The sequence below is a fragment of the Zavarzinia sp. CC-PAN008 genome, assembly GCF_051903925.1.
Taxonomy (GTDB): domain Bacteria; phylum Pseudomonadota; class Alphaproteobacteria; order Zavarziniales; family Zavarziniaceae.
Window position 1 is genome coordinate 2,904,565 of record NZ_CP173678.1, and the last position, 14,105, is coordinate 2,918,669.

Below are 14,105 nucleotides of genomic sequence, written 5' to 3' on the forward strand. Positions count from 1 at the left end.
TTCAGCTCCCCAGCAGGGTCTTGGGCGCGGCAGCCGTGGGCGTGCCCGCCGCCGGCGTCAGGATCGTGGCCGCCCGGCCGCTGGCCGTGCGCTGCCGGGCCATCTCGGCATCGGCCGCGGCCATCACGGCGGGATCCGCCTTGGTCGGCGGCGCCGGCGGCGGCGTCATCGCCGGCCGCTTGGGCATCAGGAAGCTCATGTGTGCGGTCTCCTAGCCGAACGGGTCCCAGGTGGTGATCGCAGGCGCCATGGATCGCGCCCTCTGTTCCTCGGCCCGGCGCATCAGGCCGCCATAGCCGGTGTCGCCCAGCTCCAGGTATTGCAGCGCGTCGTGCACGTTGGCCTCGAAGTTCTTCTCGGGCTCGTCGTGGAAGGTCTCGCCGCTGCCGGAGCGCACCCGCTTGTAGCGGTACAGGCTGTTGAAGCCGCGGCGCAGCACCTTGCAGCGCGAGCTCACCAGGATGGCCGGCCGGCCGCCGTCCAGCGTGCGGGTCAGCTGCTGCCGCACAGCTTCGGTGCGGGCCAGGATCCCGTTCGTGGGGGCCAGGCGGATCGCAATGCCGGTCTTGGCCGCCACCACGTCGCGCCAGGTCTGTTCGTCCTCGCGGGCCTGCGCGGCCCGGGCGCCGGCGGCGGGGTCGGCCCAGCCGCAGTCGACGTCGAAGCCGGGATAGCGCTCGCCCAGCAGGGCCAGCAGCTCGCGGCTGAAGCGTTCGGCCCCGACATTCTCCAGGCACAGCTCGTCCAGGATGCGCCGCTGGCCGAAGCTGTCGCGCTGGCCGATCACGGCGGCGGGGTTCAACCCCTGGTCGAAGCCCAGCCGCAGCTTCACGCCGCGCAGGGGGGCCAGCGGTTCGGCCGAGATGTGCAGCGCGTCCGAGAACTCGCCATAGACCGGCTTGCCGTCGCGGCTGTAACCGAATTCGTTGCGGATCATGCGCCGCACGTACCAGTCCGACTGCCCCTTCGCGGCGGTCTCGTAGTAGCCGGCGGGCAGGTTGTGCAGGTTCTCGGCCTGCGGGCTGAAGCCGGAGGGCTGGCGGTAGAACTCCCACCCCTCCGGACGGTTCTCGACGAACAGGTCGAAACACCAGCTCTCGGTATCGGGCGCATTGAAGTCGCACAGCCCGCCCTTCCAGGTCGGCCCACCCTCGACCTGGGACGGGTAGCGCAGGCGACCAGGCAGATAGGTGACAGCGTCTCGCGTCACCAGGTCGGCCTCGTTGAGCCAGAAGCCGGTGATCTCGTAACCCCTGGCGACGTCCTCGATCGAGCGATCGCCCAGCGCCACGAACTCGACACGCAGCTCGACGCGCTTCATGCCCCGCGGCCCCGGTACCTGGAACACGATGTCGTGGGAGGCGGGACCGTCGTTCTCGCCGCCCGACCAACCCGGCAGCGGCACCCACTGGCGCCAGGTCGGGATCGTCGTCTTGTGCAGCTGGCGATATGTGTCGCGGATCGCCACCCACTTGGTCCGCGCCACCCCGTCGATAGGGGAGGGTGCCTGTTCCGAAGCGATCTTCAGGATCTTATTGACCACGGCCGACGTCTTGCCGCTGCCGATCGGCCCCATGATCCCGACCATCTCCGCCCGCGACCGCATGAACGCGGCGGCGACCGGGCCTGGCGGTGTCCATTGCAGGCGGATGGCGCTCATCGCGCGCACCCCCGACCCCGGGCCCGGCCCGTGACCTGTCCGCGCCGGGCAGGATCGCGAACGGCATTCGCGAATTTCGCCGAAGCGAAAATGCACAGCGCGCTTGCCCCGTTCAGAGGGCGCGCGGCGCCTGGGGGCCCGCCCCCCGCGCGGCCGCGCGTCGCCCGCTCGCCCGGAGCGCGCGCCCAAACGGACCGCGCCCGTGCCCCCGATCCGCGCGGCTCAACGGTCGCCCTCCAGGCCCGCGGCCGAGGCGCCCGACTGATCCGCAATCAGCGGTTCGTCTAGCCTAAGCCGTTGATCCGACTGGATTTTCGCCCCGTTGTCCAACTCCGGCTGTCCAACTGCCTCGGCATCGGACCCGCTAAGTGCTTGATTTTCCTCAACCTCGATGTCGAGCACGACCCCGTCGCCCGCAGCGTCCAGGCCGTCCCCCGAACCCGCCTCCAGCGAGCCGATGACCAGCGTCACCGGCGCCGCGCCCTCCAGGTTCACGGCGACCGCCTGCCGTTCGTGCAGGTAGGGCAGTGCTGCCACCGCCGCCGCCTGCTGGATCTTGAAGGCGTCCTCCTTGTCACAGCCGAGCTCGACCGCCAGCACGTCGACCGGCCGCGACCAGGTCTCCGCCAGCACGACCAGCGGCGAGCGGTAGCGGCTCAGGATGTAGTCGGCGAAGGCCGCCGTGCGCTTGTTGCGCGATCCCGGCTTGCGCCCGCGCCGCGCCGGGTCGACCAGGGCCTGCGCCTCGGCCTCGCGCGCCTGGCGGGCCGCCTGGTGCAGCGACGGCGCCCCGCCCAGCATCGCCGCCGCGACGTCCTCCGCCGGCGCCAGCGCCGCGAACGCCAGCTGCTCCGGCGCGTCCTCGCCGTCGTCGCCGGGCCCCAGCAGGTCGAGCGCCGCCGCGACCCCCGGCTTCGCCCCGCCCGTCACCAGAACCCCCCTAGATGGCGCGCCTTCGCGGGACGCGGCGCAGCGGTCCGACCGTTACGGACCGTTTCACCGACCGTTACGCCCTCAAGGAGATCTAACCCCCTGTAAGCATTGGGAGATTTATGGAGGTGTAACGCTGTAACGCCTGTAACGCACACCTCGCGCGTGATCGCGCGGCCGCGCGCCCGCACCCATACGCGCCTGAGCAGCGTTACAAGCGTTACGACCGTTACAGCGGCCCGAAACTCCTGCGAAATCAACGACTTGCGCTGTAACGCTGGCGCTGCCCAGACCGTTACGAGCGTTACGCCGCGCAGCCCATCGCACTGCTTGACCATGGCAAGGGTCGGGGTGCGGGACGCGAAAGAGCGTGTGACATGGCGTCGCATGATGGTCATTCCCCGGACCCAGCGCCCTTGAGCCCGCTGTTCAGGATCGGGTCGAGCGGCAGAAGGGTGGCGCGCGAGGGCGCGCCACCGAAGCGGAGCGGGGCCGCGGCCTTTGCGTTCTTCCCCCGGCGCAGGCTCTGGACCCAGACGCCACGGGCCCACGTCGTGCCCTTGAAGAGGGCCGCCAGACCCTCGTGCCGATTGGCCACGGCAAGCCAGAGGCGGCCCTCTCGCGTCTCGATCTTGAGCCCGTGGCCGGCCAGGACGGCGTCGGCATCGGTGTCCTGCCCGCGCGCCGCCACTTCGATCCAGGTGCCCAGCGTGTGCCGCGCGCCGGAGCGCACCGTGTCGATCGGGCTCGACAGCAGGTGGCCCAGGCACATCGCATGGTCGGGCGCATCGTCCGCCGCCTCGGCCAGGTCCTGGCGCGCCAGGCGCCGTTCCCACTCGTCGAGCTCGTCACTGTGCGGCAGCAGGTCGGCTGCCCCCAGCAGCAGGTCGCGACAGGCGAGCAGGGTGCCGAACTGGTCGGCACCGCGGCCCGAATGGCCGGCGCGCTGCATGGCCTGGCGATAGGCGGCAAGCGTCGCGTGGAAGCGCGGCCAGCCGTCGACCATGCGCCGCGCCAGCTCCGCCCCCCACTGGCGCCACAGCTTCGCATCCTTGGCCGGCTCCTTCGCCCCGCGCGGGATCTCGTCGAGTTCCAGGATCGCCATGCGGCTGCGATCCTGGCTGGTCAGCGCCGGGATCAGGATCGAGGAGAACAGGAACGAGGCGCGCGCCGTGAACTCGGCGCCCTGGTGGCTCTCGCCGCCGCGCAGGATCACGCCGCCGGTGACGGCGACGCGGGCCAGCTTGATGACCATCTGCTGCTTGCGGTCGTCGGCATCGGCCTCGAGCTCATCGAGGGCGACGGGCCGCGCGTCATAGCCCAGCTTCTGCCAGATGCCGGCGGCCGACGGGTCGACGCTGTCGAGCAGCGCATCGCCGAACAGCGCCTTAAGCAGCTCGTTCAGCGTCGACTTGCCGGTGCCGCGATCGCCCGTCACCCAGACGACGGGGCGATAGCCGAGTGCGCCGGCGATGATGGCCGAGCCGATCCAGCCCAGCAGCAGGTCGGGGTCGAGCTCCGGCCGCCGCCAGTACCACGAGCGCAGCAGGCCCAGCAGCGCCTGCGCACTGTCGGCCTTGACCGGCACGGGGTGCGGGCGCGGCATGGCGGGCCTGGCGGGATAGACCCAGCGACCGACGATGCCGGGCCGCTCGCGCCGGCCGTCGATCATCACCCGGTCGCCCAGGTGCAGGATCAGGCCGCCGTCCTCCGCCTCCCATGCACCGGCGCCGCGCACATGACCCTCGGGCGACCACACGCCCCGGGCAGCACCCGCGCGCATCAGGCAGCGCTGCACCTCCTCGTTGCGAAAGCCGATCAGCTCGCCGGTCTTGGCGTTGTACTGCGGCCACCACTCGAACAGGCGTTCGCTCTCCCGCCCGAACAGGGACAGGATCTCCTGCCGCCCGTGCTCGCTGGCCTTGAGGTCGATCAGCTGGTCGAGCTCGTCGAGATACCAGAACGTCCGCCGGTACTTGCCCAGCGGCCGCACCGGGCAGCCCTCGGGCAGGCCGTCGCCGGCGCCCTGCGGCTCGTCCGGCTCCTCGTCCGGGTCGACCAGGCGATCGCCGGGCGGCGGCGGGGGCGGCGGCTCCGCCGCGTCCACGCCGTCCCACGGGGCCGCCGCCTCGATCGCCGCGGCCACAGCACCCGGCCCGCGCGCCTGCAGCAGGTCGTTCGCGTCCTTCATGGCGCCGGGTCCTTCGGCGCCGCATCTCTGGGGGCCCAGGCGACGCGCACCAGGCGCCCCTCGGCGCGCAGCTTCGCCAGGCCCTGCTGCAGGTGGCGCAACTCGCCGACGCAGCCCGGCCGGTCGGCGAAGTGGATCACCTCGGTCACCTGCGGCGGCAGGACCAGGCGCGCCAGGTTGCCCAGCGCCACGCACGCGGCGGTGCGCAGGTCGGGGCAGTCGACGGCGATCGACAGCGCGTTCTCGATCCCCTCGGCCAGGCCCAGGCGCTCGCCCTCCCGCATCTCCGCCCAGCGCCGTCCCGATGCCCCACGCGTCAGGCGGATGCACCCCCCGGCATAGGCGCCCAGCGCCATCTTCGCGTTGTCGACCGGCGCCTTGGTCACGCTGCCGTCCGCCCGCTGCGACAGGAAGGTTCTGTGCACCGCCATGAAGCGGCCGTCGGGCGCCGTGATCGCCGTGACCATCGCCGGCCAGCGCTCGCCGCTCTCCTTGTGCAGCAGGGAAGGGTGGAAGCGGACGGCGCCGGGGACGCGCTCGAGCCGGCCGAGGTCGATGCCGCGCCCGCCCAGATACGCCTCGACCGGCGTGCCCACCACCTTGGCCGAACCCTCCAGCCACAGCGCCTGCGCATACTTGGCCAGCTTCTGCGCCCGCTCGGCATCGTCGAGGCGTGTCGCCTGGGCCTGGGCCTGGGCCTTGCGCCGCTCGATCTCGACGCGATGCGTGTCGCCGCTGTCCCAGCCCAGGAACTGCTTGGCCCAGGCCAGCGCCTCGCGCTTGTCGCCCCGGCAGATGGTGCGCGCGACCAGGTCGAGCACGTCGCCGCACTCGCCCGTCGCACTGTCGACCCAGACGCCGACCTTGCTCCCACGCAGGTCGAGCCCCAGGCTGCGCCCAGCCCCACCGCCCAGCCCCCCGCACCGCCACTGCGAGCCTTCGCGAAACCCGCCCGGCAGCAGCTCCAGCGCCACGTCCTGGATGCGCGCGTTCAACCCTGCGATCACATCCTCGATCGGCACCAGGTGCCTGCGCTGCGCCGCACTCATGCGTGCATTCCGGACTTGAACGCTGTCCGATACGTTGCTACCTGCCGAGTCTGGAAACGGACATTTTCAGGAGAAATTTCATGCAGCAGATTGCCCAGCCCACTCACATAAACTTCAGCGAAGTCGACCTTGCAGCACTTCAGAAGTATGTCGCGTTCAAGACGCCGAACATTGCGGCGGTCGTGATCGACATACTTGATAAATGCATTGAGATTGAAGCTCCGCCGCAGTTCGCGAACGACGACCTCCCTCTCGACAAGTCCACCGTGGTTTTGCTTTGGCCGCGTCATTTGGCCTATCTGCAGTACGACAGGCAGCAAGGGACGGCTTACGGTGGGTGGGCGCTCGGCACGGTCAGGGCTTGGCTGGCCGACGATCTCGTCTGATCGAGCGGTCGTCCTCATCGCAGGTCCGCCCGGTCGTGCCACAGCAGGTTGCCCTGCGGCGCCGGCGTCTCGTGCAGCACCCGCCCCAGCGCCTGGTCGGCGTCGAGCTGCCGGGCGAGCGCATCGGCCAGGCGCCGGTCCTCGTCCGGCAGGCTCTCCGGCCGCTTGGCCAGCAGGTCGCGCGCCCGCTGGACGTTGTCCTTGCGCACCCGGCACTGCGCGGCGATCGCCAGGAGCGCGCGCCCGTAGCTCATGCCGGCCCCGCTTCGAAGCGCTCGCGCCACGGCGTGTGCCAGTCCTCGGGCTCGACCCGGGGCGGCAGCACGGCGATGCCTTCCAGCGCCACGGCCAGGCGCGCGCCCATGTCGGCGACGCGCCGGCCGATCGCCTCGCCTAGCGTCACCGGCGCCGGCGCCTGCCGGTCCAGCGCGCGCCAGACCTCGGCCGGGCTGGCGCCGTGATGCAGCGCCAGCGTGACCAGCCTGGCCAGGTCGCCCAGCTGCGCCTCCAGGTCCGACCCGTCCGGCGCCCCGAACAGGGCTAGCCCCGCCAGCGCGTGGGTCCGCGTGTCGACCTCGGCCCGGATCTCGATCGTGTACGGCCCCGCCGTCACCGCATCGCACAGCACCGGCCGCCGCGTGGCACTCATGGCCGGCACGTCGAGCAGTGGCGCCCGTCCCGGTCCATCACCTGGCAGCAGCTCTCGCAGCGCCGCGAAGAAGTCCCCGCCGGCACGGTTGCCGGCGGGGCAGGCGGGAGGAAACGCCCAGGAAGGGCAGCCCCGCCCGCCGATCCGCTGGCGGCCGGAGCCTCGGGAGCGCCGCCCGCTGCGGCCGGCGCAAGCTTGATGATCTCGGCGGATGGCCGGGGCACGTCGTCCCATGACCAGGCATAGCCGCCGGGTGGGATGCGCGAATGCCGTTCGCGCCGGCTCATGCGCACCGCCCAGCCATGAGGTCGGCCAGCAGGCCGGCATGATCCGACACGGCCCAGCCGACGACGGTGCGCGGGTCGAGCCTGGCCAGCGTGACGCCGGCCAGCCCGATCGCCGCCAGCTCGGCCCGCGCCCGCCGCTCGGCTGCCTCGATGTCGGGCACCAGGGCGTCGCCCACGCGCACGATCGTCCAGGTGACGTCGCCCACCCGCGGCCCCAGCTCGCCCAGCACGCGGGCCAGCGGCGGGGGCGGCGTCGGGGTCCCCACGCGCTCGCGCGTGGGGTGGCTCGGCACCTCGACCTGGGGTGCGGCCTTGCGCGTGCGCGGGATCGCCGGCGCCTCCGGCGCTTCGGGTGCCGGGCCGAACAGCCCGCCGATGCTCATCGCAGGCGATCCCTCGGCTCGTGCCTGTCATGCGGGGACGGCGCTTGCGGCGCCGTCCCCTCTGCCGTGCGCGTCTCCGGGTCCGCCTCCCGGATCGCGTCGGGCAGGGTGTGGGGGTTGGGGGAGGTGAGCGGTCCAGGGGTTGGCACCTCCCCCTCCGCCGGCGGATGCATGGGCTGCGGGAGCCCGCCGGCGGATATCGGCACCAGGATGTGGCTGATTACCGGCACGCAGCTCAGGTCCACACCTTCGACCGTGACCGGCGGGCCAGCCGTGAGTGCTGCTGCGGCCTGGACGGCCAGGGCGCGCATCTGCGGTGACGGTTCGTTGCTCACGCGGGTGTCCGATCCGGCTTCCGGCGCAGGTGCTTCGGCGTCGACACGCGCGGAGCGCAACGGTTGGAGGTCTGGCGCGGATCGGCGCTCTTGCCTTGGCCCGGGGGCGGCAGCCCCTTCAGTGCGGCAAGCTGGGCGGCCGCGCTCGTGACACCACCCCTGTTCTGGATGCTCCGCAGCTTGAGCCCTCGCGTCGTCACGCCGCTTCCTCCGTGCGCTCGGCCGGTGCGGCCGGCAGGGTGTAGAAGTCGTTGGGCTGCACCGCGCCCCCCGTCTCCCGCACGATCGCCGCCATGGCCTCGGGGTCTGGCATGCGGGTGCCGCGCTCATAGCGGCTGACGGACGAGTGATGGCGCCCGATCTTCTCGGCCACCTCTTCCAGGGTCAGGCCCTGTTCTCTGCGCCATTCCGCGAATCTCATGTATGCTTTGTGCCATTTCGGCCAAAAGCGCGCAAGAGGTAGTGGGCCATTATGGCCGCAGCACAATCTGTGCCGATACGGCACAATATCCTGGTGATGTTGCAGCTCCGGGCCATACGGAAACGCAGCGGCCTGACCCTTCAGGCCGTCGCGACCTCGCTCGGCATCGACCACACGACGCTCCAGCGGTGGGAGACCGGCAAGCGCGACCCCAGCGTGAGTGACATCCTGCGCCTGGCCGACCTCTACGGCGTCCACCCGGGAGAGATCTTCCGCCCGCTGCCCGGGCAGGATGACCAGGCCGCCCGCGTCGCGGCCATTGCGGCACAATTACCGTCCGATCGCCTGGAACACTGGCTTGCAGTCGGCATGGCGATGCTGCCAGCCGCACCGCCCCCTAACGAAACGCGGGACCGACGCTCATCCCGGCGTGCCGCTTGACATCTCTCAACGCGCGAGTGGGATAGTCTCTTCTCTATCGAGAGGCGGCTTTCTGATGCGCGTTTTCCTATTGATGGCAGCCGCTATCGTGTTGTCGGCCGCTGCCCCAACACAGGGGACTTGGAGCGTTCGGGAACTCGCCAGTTGGTGCCGCGGTCTCATGGCGCATCTTGATAATCGGGCACCAATTGAGACTTTTGAACCGGTAAAAGGCGGCATGTGTATCGGGGTTATGAACGGCACTCTGGTGTCTCTAAATGTTTGGGCGCGGGAGCTGTACTGCCTACCTCCTGGTGTCAGTAACGAACAAGCAGCTAGGATATTCATCCGATACGCCGACCAGCACCCAGAGGTGCTTCATGAGGAGTATCCCAAGCATTTGTTCATTGCGTTGGGCGCGGCATTTGTTTGCCGCGATGGCCAATCGCGCTGAGCTGGTCGCTAACGCCACCCGGGCGGAGCGCGACAGTCTGCCGCCGGGGCGCAGTGGGCCCGTGACCTAGTGCCGGTCCATGACCTCGCGGCTGAGATCCGCGTCATCGACGGCGACACGATCGACCTGGGCGGTGAGCGCATCCGCCTGCTCGGCATCGACACGCCGGAACTCCGCGCCCGCTGCCCGCAGGAGCTGGACCGGGCCCGTGCCGCCCGTCGCCGCGTCGTGGACCTGGTGGCGCAGTGCGGCGTCGGCGGGGTGGAGCGCGCCGGCCGCGATCGCGCCGGCCGCACCCTGGCGCACGTCACCGTCTGTGGCCGTGACCTGGGCACAATTCTCCTTGACGAGGGTTACGCGCGGGCCTGGATTCGCGGTCGCCGAATCGACTGGTGTGGATCACACTAGAGATCGGACTCGCTCCGGACGAGGCCGCAACATCTTCAGGGAGATCCTGTCAAGGGATGAAATGATCGGACACTACGGTCTATCCACAACTTTACTCCCTCAGATCGAATTGCTGGGGATGGATGCCGTTTTCTCGCCGAACCCTCTTGCCACGCAGCAGAACTGTGTGCAGACAGGATCTAGGCAACGGTCGCATCTGTAAGCCATCTCATGCTGGCCCCAATTCAAGCTTTGGCCCCGTTTAGGGGTCGGGGGAGCGGCGGGCTTAATCCCGCACATGGCATGAAGGAGGTTGGCTATGAAGCCACCCTATTTCAGGGTGCCTTCCCAGTTGCGGCACCGTCGGCGGGTGAGTGTGGTGCCCGGCCGCCGACGGTACCCTGGTAAGGCCAAGGTCCAGATCTAGATCTGGATGGCCCAAGGGTGCGGCCGTTGCCAACCGTCCCTGCGCGATCAAGCGCCATCTCAAACACCCCTGTCAACGATTCGGGCAGCCCGCACGGCGTGCGGGATCACCGCGAACGCCGTTCGTCATGGCCCTGGGCCAGGCCGCTTGCCGTGCCCGAAGGCATAGCCCAGATCGGGAACCCGCGTCGGCCGCGTCACTTCCCATCCCTGTGAACTGAGCAGGACCAACACGCGATCGACGGCGGCCGTGATCTCCGCCTCGCGCGCCGCCTGATGAGCGATCTCAGCGGCGCCCCCGGCGCGAGAGCGCTTGTGTGGGCGGATGCCATGGATCGCCTGCGCCAATGCCACGCGCAGCTCGGCCAGGGGGATGCATTCCCTTGTGTGGTCGGTCATCAGCATGATCATGATTGGAACATAACAAGAACTCAACGGCCCTAGGGAATTTCCCAGGTGCGCGGTATCCGGGTAACGCGGCACACGAACCATCTGCGCACGACGATTCCGGTTCGTTCTCGCGAGTGCGCAGCTTCATTCCAGTGTGTGCCGTATTGGCAGAAATGGTTTGCCGGTAAGTTGGCCGTTATGGCACATTCCGGGACACCACAACCCGGACGGTTCCCATGACCCGCACGCTTCCCTCCGGCGCCCGCGTGATCCCGATCGACGCCGCGCGCCGCCCGCTCGACATCAACCGCGTCGCTGCCGGCAATGCCTTCGTGCCGCCGCCGCCGCGCGCGCCCGCCCCGCTGATCGGCACGCCCCTGGCCTGGGTGCTCCTGGCCTCCAGCTGCTCCGGCGCCTGGCTGGCCCTGGGCTACGTCCTGGCGAAGGTGCTGGCATGAGCGGGCGCGCCCGGCCGGCGGCACCCCGCCGTCCCTTCACCGAGCGGGAGGATCGCCTGCTCGTGTACCTGCGCGACGGCGGCCTGGGCTGGCGCGCGATCGCCGCCACCTTCCGCTTCAGCTTCGGGGAAGGGGGCGGCCGCGCCGCCGCCACGCTGCAGCAGCGCCACGCCATCCTGGCCTGGCGCGCCGCCCGCGCCGCCCGCGCGCCCGCCGCATCGCGGCCGGGCGCCCCGGTGCAGCCCGAGGTGCGGGCCGAGGTGCGGGCATGAGCGCCGCCGTCCTGCCGCTGCGCCCGGCTCGCCGCACGGTCGCCACCGTCCGCATCCGCGCCGAACAGAAGGGCGACCAGATCGGGGTCGAGCTGCTGGACCACGACGTCAACGGCATGGTCCTGGTGGCCGCGGCCGACTGCCTGCTGCGCCACATGGCCGAGCGCCTCGCCGCCGGTGGCCTGCATCGCGCTGCCGAGCTGCGCCGCGTGCAGCGCGCCCTGGCCGAGCTCGGCCTGCAGCAGGTGCTGGACGCATGACCGCGACCTGCGCCACGCGCCCGCCCGAGGGCCGCACGTTCGAGGTCGGCGACACGGTCGAGGTGACGGCCGGCGAGCACCAGGGCCGCCAGGGCATGGTCGTGGGGCGCATGCGCTGCGACCCGCACCTGGTCTGGGTCTACCTGCGCGACACGATGATCGGCCTGGCCAGCCGCGAGCTCGCCCTCCTGCGTGAGGCGACCCCCACTTCCTCCGGCGAGGTGCCCCATGCCTGAAGCCATGATGTTCGACGAGCACGAGGTGGCGGCCTATCTCGGCCGCACCTGGAACTGGTTCCGCAAGGCCCGCAAGCGGCTCTACACCAGCGGCTTCCCCCGGCCGGACCCGCTGCTTCGCCGCACCGACAAGACCTCGATCGACCGCTGGCTGGAACAGCGCCGCCCCGCCGCCCTGCGCCAGGGCCCCGACGTCGCCGGCAGCGACCAGGCCGACGTCCTCGACCAGCGCGCCGCCCAGCTCGCCGCCCGCGGCCGCCGCAACACCGCCGCCCGCAGCTCCGGGGCCCGCGCATGAGCCGCCCCACCGCGAAGATGCGCGCCGCCGCCGCCGCTCTCCAGGCCCCGATTGACCTACCGGCCGCCCCGCCGCCGGCGGCACCGGCCCAGGCCGCGCACGGGGTCATCGCCATCAGCTACCTGAACATCCGAACGAGCGACTACAACCCGCGCAAGACGTTCGACCTGGTCACGCTGACGGAGCTTGCCGAATCGATCAACGCCCACGGCCTGCAGCAGCCCCTCGGCGTGCGCCCCGCGATCCAGGATGGCGTCTACATCCTGGTGATGGGGGAGCGTCGCTACCGCGCGATCGGCATGCTGCTGGACGACGGCCGCTGGCCGGTCGACCGGCCGGTGACCTGCATCGTGCAGCACCCCGCCGGCATCGCGGGGCACATCGAGGCGGCCCTGGTCGAGAACGCGCAGCGCGAGGACGTCGCCCCGCTCGAGGAGGGCGAGGCGTTCCTGGCGCTCCACCAGACCCACGGCCGCACGGTGGCGGAGATCGCCGCGTCGATCGGCAAGACGAAGCGCCACGTCCAGCTGCGCATGGACCTGGTCAGCAAGCTCTGCGACGACGCGCGCGAAGGCCTGCGCACCGGCAAGCTCAGCCTGGCCCACGGCCGCGCCCTCTGCCTCGCCCCGCAAGGCGAACAGAAGAAGCTGGTAAAGAAGATCCTCGACAAGTCCCCGCCGACCTGGGCGGAGACGGGCGAGCGCCTGATGCAGCACATCCGCTTCAGCCTGAAGCCCGCCGATCACGCGCCCGAGGGCCTGAGGCTGGACGTGGTCGAGGACCCCGACACGGGCGAACGCTACGTCCACGGCGACCAGCTGAAGGCCGCGAACAAGGCCCGCGCCGAAGCCATCCGCGACGACTGGCGCGCCCAGGGCAAGACCGCGGAGATCGTCGACTACTTCAGCGAATTCAACTTCGAGCGCTGCCCGCCTGACGAGGCGATCGTGCTGCACCTCGACTACTTCGGCAGCCTGACCGAGCACGTCGGCTTCCGCCGCAAGCCCCAGGCACAGCCGGACCCGGAGCGCGAGGCGCGGCTGAAGGCCGAAGCGGAGCGCCGGCACCAGGATGGTGCTGCCTTCAGCGCAGCGATGCGCCTTGCCCTGGCCGAACATCCCCAGCTGGCTGCCCGCGCCCTGCTCGGCGCCGTCGTCCAGGCGCGCGGACCCGCCGATTGCTTTGTCCTGCCGCAAGCCACCTGGAACGTCGGCAGCGTGCTCAGGGCCTATCACGACCAGTGCGCCGCAGCCCTCCCGATCGCCGCCGACGCCGCCCTGCAGGTCATGGCCTCGATCGCTGCCGCCAGCTTTCACGTCCAGTACCTGCACGATCCGAACCGCCGCTACCTCACCGCCCTGGCCGACGCCATGGGCGTGGAGGTCCCGGCCTTCATCCGCCTCGACGCCTCGACCCCCGACGCGCCGGACGAGGCAGACGACGACGACCCCACCGACGACCAGGAAGAAGGCGACGCCGCATGAGCCAGAACCTTCACCGCTGGATACCCTCGCAGCTGGGCCATGGTGAGGCGATGTGCGCCCGGTGCCACATCACCAATCGCGAAGCTGCTGTGCTGGGGCGATTGAACGCCTGTTCTCAGGCAGCCAATGACCTGACTTCTCACGAGCACCTGGTACTTCGCGCGCTCTCGGGCGAGTTCGAGGTGGCACTGGCCGCTTGGGTCACCGCCGCCTTCGAACACCTGGCGGCCGTCGGGATGTGCACGAATGAACCGCCTTACATCATCACCGACGCCGGCCGCGAAGCACTGGCCGCCGCGAAGGCATCGGGTCGAGTGGTCCTCGATGCCTGACTACCGCTCCGACCTAGTCGACATCGCGGGCAAGATCGAGCGCGAGACCGATCGCGCCTGGCGCTTCAACGACGGCACACGCACGGTGTGGTTGCCAAAGTCACAGGTCGAGTGGGACCCTGACGCCCGCACCATGGCCATGCCCGAATGGCTGGCCAGGGATAAGGAGCTCATCTGATGACAGCCAAACTGCTGATGACTGTGATGTATCATGACAAGGTAGTAGCCACACGCAGGTGGGCGATAGTTCCGCGGCGTGGCGACACGGTGATGATCGGGGTCGAAGGCGAGCCTAGGGACGTCTATGTCGCAGAGGTCAGCTGGACACTCGGCACCGACGAAGATCCCGAGCCTTCGGTCGTGATCCTCCTACAAGACATTCGCCCGAAGGGTTGAA

23 protein-coding genes are annotated in these 14,105 nt (G+C 70.4%); 13 read left to right on the forward strand and 10 right to left on the reverse strand.

Annotated elements, in window-relative coordinates:
• Position 1: 1 nt before the first annotated feature.
• The 5 genes from ACI6GS_RS13595 to ACI6GS_RS13615 form a co-directional block, all read right to left on the reverse strand.
• Positions 2-199: a hypothetical protein gene (locus tag ACI6GS_RS13595; RefSeq protein WP_439813989.1), complete on the reverse strand. Its 198-nt coding sequence runs from the start codon at positions 197-199 to the stop codon at positions 2-4.
• 12 nt (positions 200-211) lie between these two features.
• On the reverse strand, positions 212-1,660 hold the full coding sequence (locus ACI6GS_RS13600; RefSeq protein ID WP_439813990.1) for a hypothetical protein: 1,449 nt from the start codon (positions 1,658-1,660) through the stop codon (positions 212-214).
• A gap of 222 nt (positions 1,661-1,882) precedes the next feature.
• Complete coding sequence (locus ACI6GS_RS13605; RefSeq protein WP_439813991.1) at positions 1,883-2,590, reverse strand: hypothetical protein; 708 nt, start codon at positions 2,588-2,590, stop codon at positions 1,883-1,885.
• A gap of 394 nt (positions 2,591-2,984) precedes the next feature.
• Positions 2,985-4,781 (reverse strand): hypothetical protein, encoded by a 1,797-nt coding sequence (locus ACI6GS_RS13610; protein ID WP_439813992.1) that lies wholly within the window; start codon positions 4,779-4,781, stop codon positions 2,985-2,987.
• Positions 4,778-5,830, reverse strand: coding sequence for a DUF7146 domain-containing protein (locus ACI6GS_RS13615; protein WP_439813993.1), 1,053 nt, complete (start codon positions 5,828-5,830; stop codon positions 4,778-4,780). Before ACI6GS_RS13615 ends, ACI6GS_RS13610 begins: the two co-directional genes overlap by 4 nt.
• An 80-nt stretch (positions 5,831-5,910) precedes the next feature.
• Between ACI6GS_RS13615 and ACI6GS_RS13620 the strand changes: the two genes are divergently transcribed.
• Positions 5,911-6,216, forward strand: coding sequence for a hypothetical protein (locus ACI6GS_RS13620; protein WP_439813994.1), 306 nt, complete (start codon positions 5,911-5,913; stop codon positions 6,214-6,216).
• A 14-nt stretch (positions 6,217-6,230) separates the two neighbouring features.
• Here the strand turns inward: ACI6GS_RS13620 and ACI6GS_RS13625 are convergent, their stop codons facing one another.
• From ACI6GS_RS13625 to ACI6GS_RS13640, 4 genes are all read right to left on the reverse strand, one after another.
• Positions 6,231-6,470 (reverse strand): hypothetical protein, encoded by a 240-nt coding sequence (locus ACI6GS_RS13625; protein ID WP_439813995.1) that lies wholly within the window; start codon positions 6,468-6,470, stop codon positions 6,231-6,233.
• On the reverse strand, positions 6,467-6,865 hold the full coding sequence (locus ACI6GS_RS13630) for a hypothetical protein (protein WP_439813996.1): 399 nt from the start codon (positions 6,863-6,865) through the stop codon (positions 6,467-6,469). Before ACI6GS_RS13630 ends, ACI6GS_RS13625 begins: the two co-directional genes overlap by 4 nt.
• 283 nt (positions 6,866-7,148) lie before the next feature.
• The gene (locus tag ACI6GS_RS13635; RefSeq protein ID WP_439813997.1) at positions 7,149-7,535 is read right to left on the reverse strand and encodes a hypothetical protein; all 387 of its coding nucleotides are present in this window, start codon (positions 7,533-7,535) and stop codon (positions 7,149-7,151) included.
• 531 nt (positions 7,536-8,066) lie between these two features.
• The gene (locus tag ACI6GS_RS13640; RefSeq protein ID WP_439813998.1) at positions 8,067-8,291 is read right to left on the reverse strand and encodes a helix-turn-helix domain-containing protein; all 225 of its coding nucleotides are present in this window, start codon (positions 8,289-8,291) and stop codon (positions 8,067-8,069) included.
• Between the two features lie 51 nt (positions 8,292-8,342).
• Between ACI6GS_RS13640 and ACI6GS_RS13645 the strand changes: the two genes are divergently transcribed.
• The 3 genes from ACI6GS_RS13645 (at position 8,343) to ACI6GS_RS13655 (ending at position 9,573) form a co-directional block, all read left to right on the forward strand.
• Entirely contained in the window at positions 8,343-8,732 is a 390-nt protein-coding gene (locus ACI6GS_RS13645) for a helix-turn-helix domain-containing protein (protein ID WP_439813999.1), read from the forward strand.
• 73 nt (positions 8,733-8,805) lie between these two features.
• The gene (locus tag ACI6GS_RS13650) at positions 8,806-9,165 is read left to right on the forward strand and encodes a Rap1a/Tai family immunity protein (RefSeq protein ID WP_439817969.1); all 360 of its coding nucleotides are present in this window, start codon (positions 8,806-8,808) and stop codon (positions 9,163-9,165) included.
• A 69-nt stretch (positions 9,166-9,234) separates the two neighbouring features.
• Positions 9,235-9,573 (forward strand): thermonuclease family protein, encoded by a 339-nt coding sequence (locus ACI6GS_RS13655; RefSeq protein WP_439814000.1) that lies wholly within the window; start codon positions 9,235-9,237, stop codon positions 9,571-9,573.
• 531 nt (positions 9,574-10,104) lie between these two features.
• On the opposite strand, the gene ACI6GS_RS13660 is transcribed toward ACI6GS_RS13655, so the two are convergent.
• Positions 10,105-10,389 carry a hypothetical protein gene (locus ACI6GS_RS13660; RefSeq protein WP_439814001.1) on the reverse strand — a complete coding sequence of 95 codons (285 nt, stop codon included), beginning with the start codon at positions 10,387-10,389 and terminating at the stop codon, positions 10,105-10,107.
• 215 nt (positions 10,390-10,604) lie between these two features.
• On the opposite strand from ACI6GS_RS13660, the gene ACI6GS_RS13665 reads away from it, so the two are divergent.
• Genes ACI6GS_RS13665 through ACI6GS_RS13705 form a run of 9 tightly spaced genes read left to right on the forward strand, consistent with a single transcriptional unit; the run spans position 10,605 to position 14,104 of the window.
• Positions 10,605-10,826 carry a hypothetical protein gene (locus ACI6GS_RS13665; protein WP_439814002.1) on the forward strand — a complete coding sequence of 74 codons (222 nt, stop codon included), beginning with the start codon at positions 10,605-10,607 and terminating at the stop codon, positions 10,824-10,826.
• Positions 10,823-11,098: a hypothetical protein gene (locus ACI6GS_RS13670; RefSeq protein ID WP_439814003.1), complete on the forward strand. Its 276-nt coding sequence runs from the start codon at positions 10,823-10,825 to the stop codon at positions 11,096-11,098. Before ACI6GS_RS13665 ends, ACI6GS_RS13670 begins: the two co-directional genes overlap by 4 nt.
• A complete protein-coding gene (locus ACI6GS_RS13675; RefSeq protein WP_439814004.1) occupies positions 11,095-11,358 on the forward strand; it encodes a hypothetical protein in 264 nt (87 codons plus the stop codon). Before ACI6GS_RS13670 ends, ACI6GS_RS13675 begins: the two co-directional genes overlap by 4 nt.
• A complete protein-coding gene (locus ACI6GS_RS13680) occupies positions 11,355-11,594 on the forward strand; it encodes a KOW motif-containing protein (protein ID WP_439814005.1) in 240 nt (79 codons plus the stop codon). The genes ACI6GS_RS13675 and ACI6GS_RS13680 overlap by 4 nt, the downstream gene beginning before the upstream one ends.
• On the forward strand, positions 11,587-11,892 hold the full coding sequence (locus tag ACI6GS_RS13685) for a hypothetical protein (protein WP_439814006.1): 306 nt from the start codon (positions 11,587-11,589) through the stop codon (positions 11,890-11,892). The genes ACI6GS_RS13680 and ACI6GS_RS13685 overlap by 8 nt, the downstream gene beginning before the upstream one ends.
• Positions 11,889-13,376, forward strand: coding sequence for a ParB/RepB/Spo0J family partition protein (locus ACI6GS_RS13690; RefSeq protein WP_439814007.1), 1,488 nt, complete (start codon positions 11,889-11,891; stop codon positions 13,374-13,376). The genes ACI6GS_RS13685 and ACI6GS_RS13690 overlap by 4 nt, the downstream gene beginning before the upstream one ends.
• Complete coding sequence (locus ACI6GS_RS13695; protein WP_439814008.1) at positions 13,373-13,708, forward strand: hypothetical protein; 336 nt, start codon at positions 13,373-13,375, stop codon at positions 13,706-13,708. The genes ACI6GS_RS13690 and ACI6GS_RS13695 overlap by 4 nt, the downstream gene beginning before the upstream one ends.
• Positions 13,701-13,886 (forward strand): hypothetical protein, encoded by a 186-nt coding sequence (locus tag ACI6GS_RS13700; protein ID WP_439814009.1) that lies wholly within the window; start codon positions 13,701-13,703, stop codon positions 13,884-13,886. Before ACI6GS_RS13695 ends, ACI6GS_RS13700 begins: the two co-directional genes overlap by 8 nt.
• Entirely contained in the window at positions 13,886-14,104 is a 219-nt protein-coding gene (locus tag ACI6GS_RS13705; RefSeq protein WP_439814010.1) for a hypothetical protein, read from the forward strand. Before ACI6GS_RS13700 ends, ACI6GS_RS13705 begins: the two co-directional genes overlap by 1 nt.
• The last annotated feature ends 1 nt before the right edge of the window (position 14,105 follow it).

What these genes read in the sequence shown, in the direction of transcription:
- ACI6GS_RS13595 (WP_439813989.1), bottom strand. Translation starts at nt 199, where the DNA reads ATGAGCTTCCTGATGCCCAAGCGGCCGGCGATGACGCCGCCGCCGGCG.
- ACI6GS_RS13600 (WP_439813990.1), bottom strand. Translation starts at nt 1,660, where the DNA reads ATGAGCGCCATCCGCCTGCAATGGACACCGCCAGGCCCGGTCGCCGCC.
- ACI6GS_RS13610 (WP_439813992.1), bottom strand. Translation starts at nt 4,781, where the DNA reads ATGAAGGACGCGAACGACCTGCTGCAGGCGCGCGGGCCGGGTGCTGTG.
- ACI6GS_RS13615 (WP_439813993.1), bottom strand. Translation starts at nt 5,830, where the DNA reads ATGAGTGCGGCGCAGCGCAGGCACCTGGTGCCGATCGAGGATGTGATC.
- ACI6GS_RS13620 (WP_439813994.1), top strand. Translation starts at nt 5,911, where the DNA reads ATGCAGCAGATTGCCCAGCCCACTCACATAAACTTCAGCGAAGTCGAC.
- ACI6GS_RS13625 (WP_439813995.1), bottom strand. Translation starts at nt 6,470, where the DNA reads ATGAGCTACGGGCGCGCGCTCCTGGCGATCGCCGCGCAGTGCCGGGTG.
- ACI6GS_RS13630 (WP_439813996.1), bottom strand. Translation starts at nt 6,865, where the DNA reads ATGAGTGCCACGCGGCGGCCGGTGCTGTGCGATGCGGTGACGGCGGGG.
- ACI6GS_RS13635 (WP_439813997.1), bottom strand. Translation starts at nt 7,535, where the DNA reads ATGAGCATCGGCGGGCTGTTCGGCCCGGCACCCGAAGCGCCGGAGGCG.
- ACI6GS_RS13640 (WP_439813998.1), bottom strand. Translation starts at nt 8,291, where the DNA reads ATGAGATTCGCGGAATGGCGCAGAGAACAGGGCCTGACCCTGGAAGAG.
- ACI6GS_RS13645 (WP_439813999.1), top strand. Translation starts at nt 8,343, where the DNA reads ATGGCCGCAGCACAATCTGTGCCGATACGGCACAATATCCTGGTGATG.
- ACI6GS_RS13650 (WP_439817969.1), top strand. Translation starts at nt 8,806, where the DNA reads ATGGCAGCCGCTATCGTGTTGTCGGCCGCTGCCCCAACACAGGGGACT.
- ACI6GS_RS13660 (WP_439814001.1), bottom strand. Translation starts at nt 10,389, where the DNA reads ATGATCATGCTGATGACCGACCACACAAGGGAATGCATCCCCCTGGCC.
- ACI6GS_RS13665 (WP_439814002.1), top strand. Translation starts at nt 10,605, where the DNA reads ATGACCCGCACGCTTCCCTCCGGCGCCCGCGTGATCCCGATCGACGCC.
- ACI6GS_RS13670 (WP_439814003.1), top strand. Translation starts at nt 10,823, where the DNA reads ATGAGCGGGCGCGCCCGGCCGGCGGCACCCCGCCGTCCCTTCACCGAG.
- ACI6GS_RS13675 (WP_439814004.1), top strand. Translation starts at nt 11,095, where the DNA reads ATGAGCGCCGCCGTCCTGCCGCTGCGCCCGGCTCGCCGCACGGTCGCC.
- ACI6GS_RS13680 (WP_439814005.1), top strand. Translation starts at nt 11,355, where the DNA reads ATGACCGCGACCTGCGCCACGCGCCCGCCCGAGGGCCGCACGTTCGAG.
- ACI6GS_RS13685 (WP_439814006.1), top strand. Translation starts at nt 11,587, where the DNA reads ATGCCTGAAGCCATGATGTTCGACGAGCACGAGGTGGCGGCCTATCTC.
- ACI6GS_RS13690 (WP_439814007.1), top strand. Translation starts at nt 11,889, where the DNA reads ATGAGCCGCCCCACCGCGAAGATGCGCGCCGCCGCCGCCGCTCTCCAG.
- ACI6GS_RS13695 (WP_439814008.1), top strand. Translation starts at nt 13,373, where the DNA reads ATGAGCCAGAACCTTCACCGCTGGATACCCTCGCAGCTGGGCCATGGT.
- ACI6GS_RS13700 (WP_439814009.1), top strand. Translation starts at nt 13,701, where the DNA reads ATGCCTGACTACCGCTCCGACCTAGTCGACATCGCGGGCAAGATCGAG.
- ACI6GS_RS13705 (WP_439814010.1), top strand. Translation starts at nt 13,886, where the DNA reads ATGACAGCCAAACTGCTGATGACTGTGATGTATCATGACAAGGTAGTA.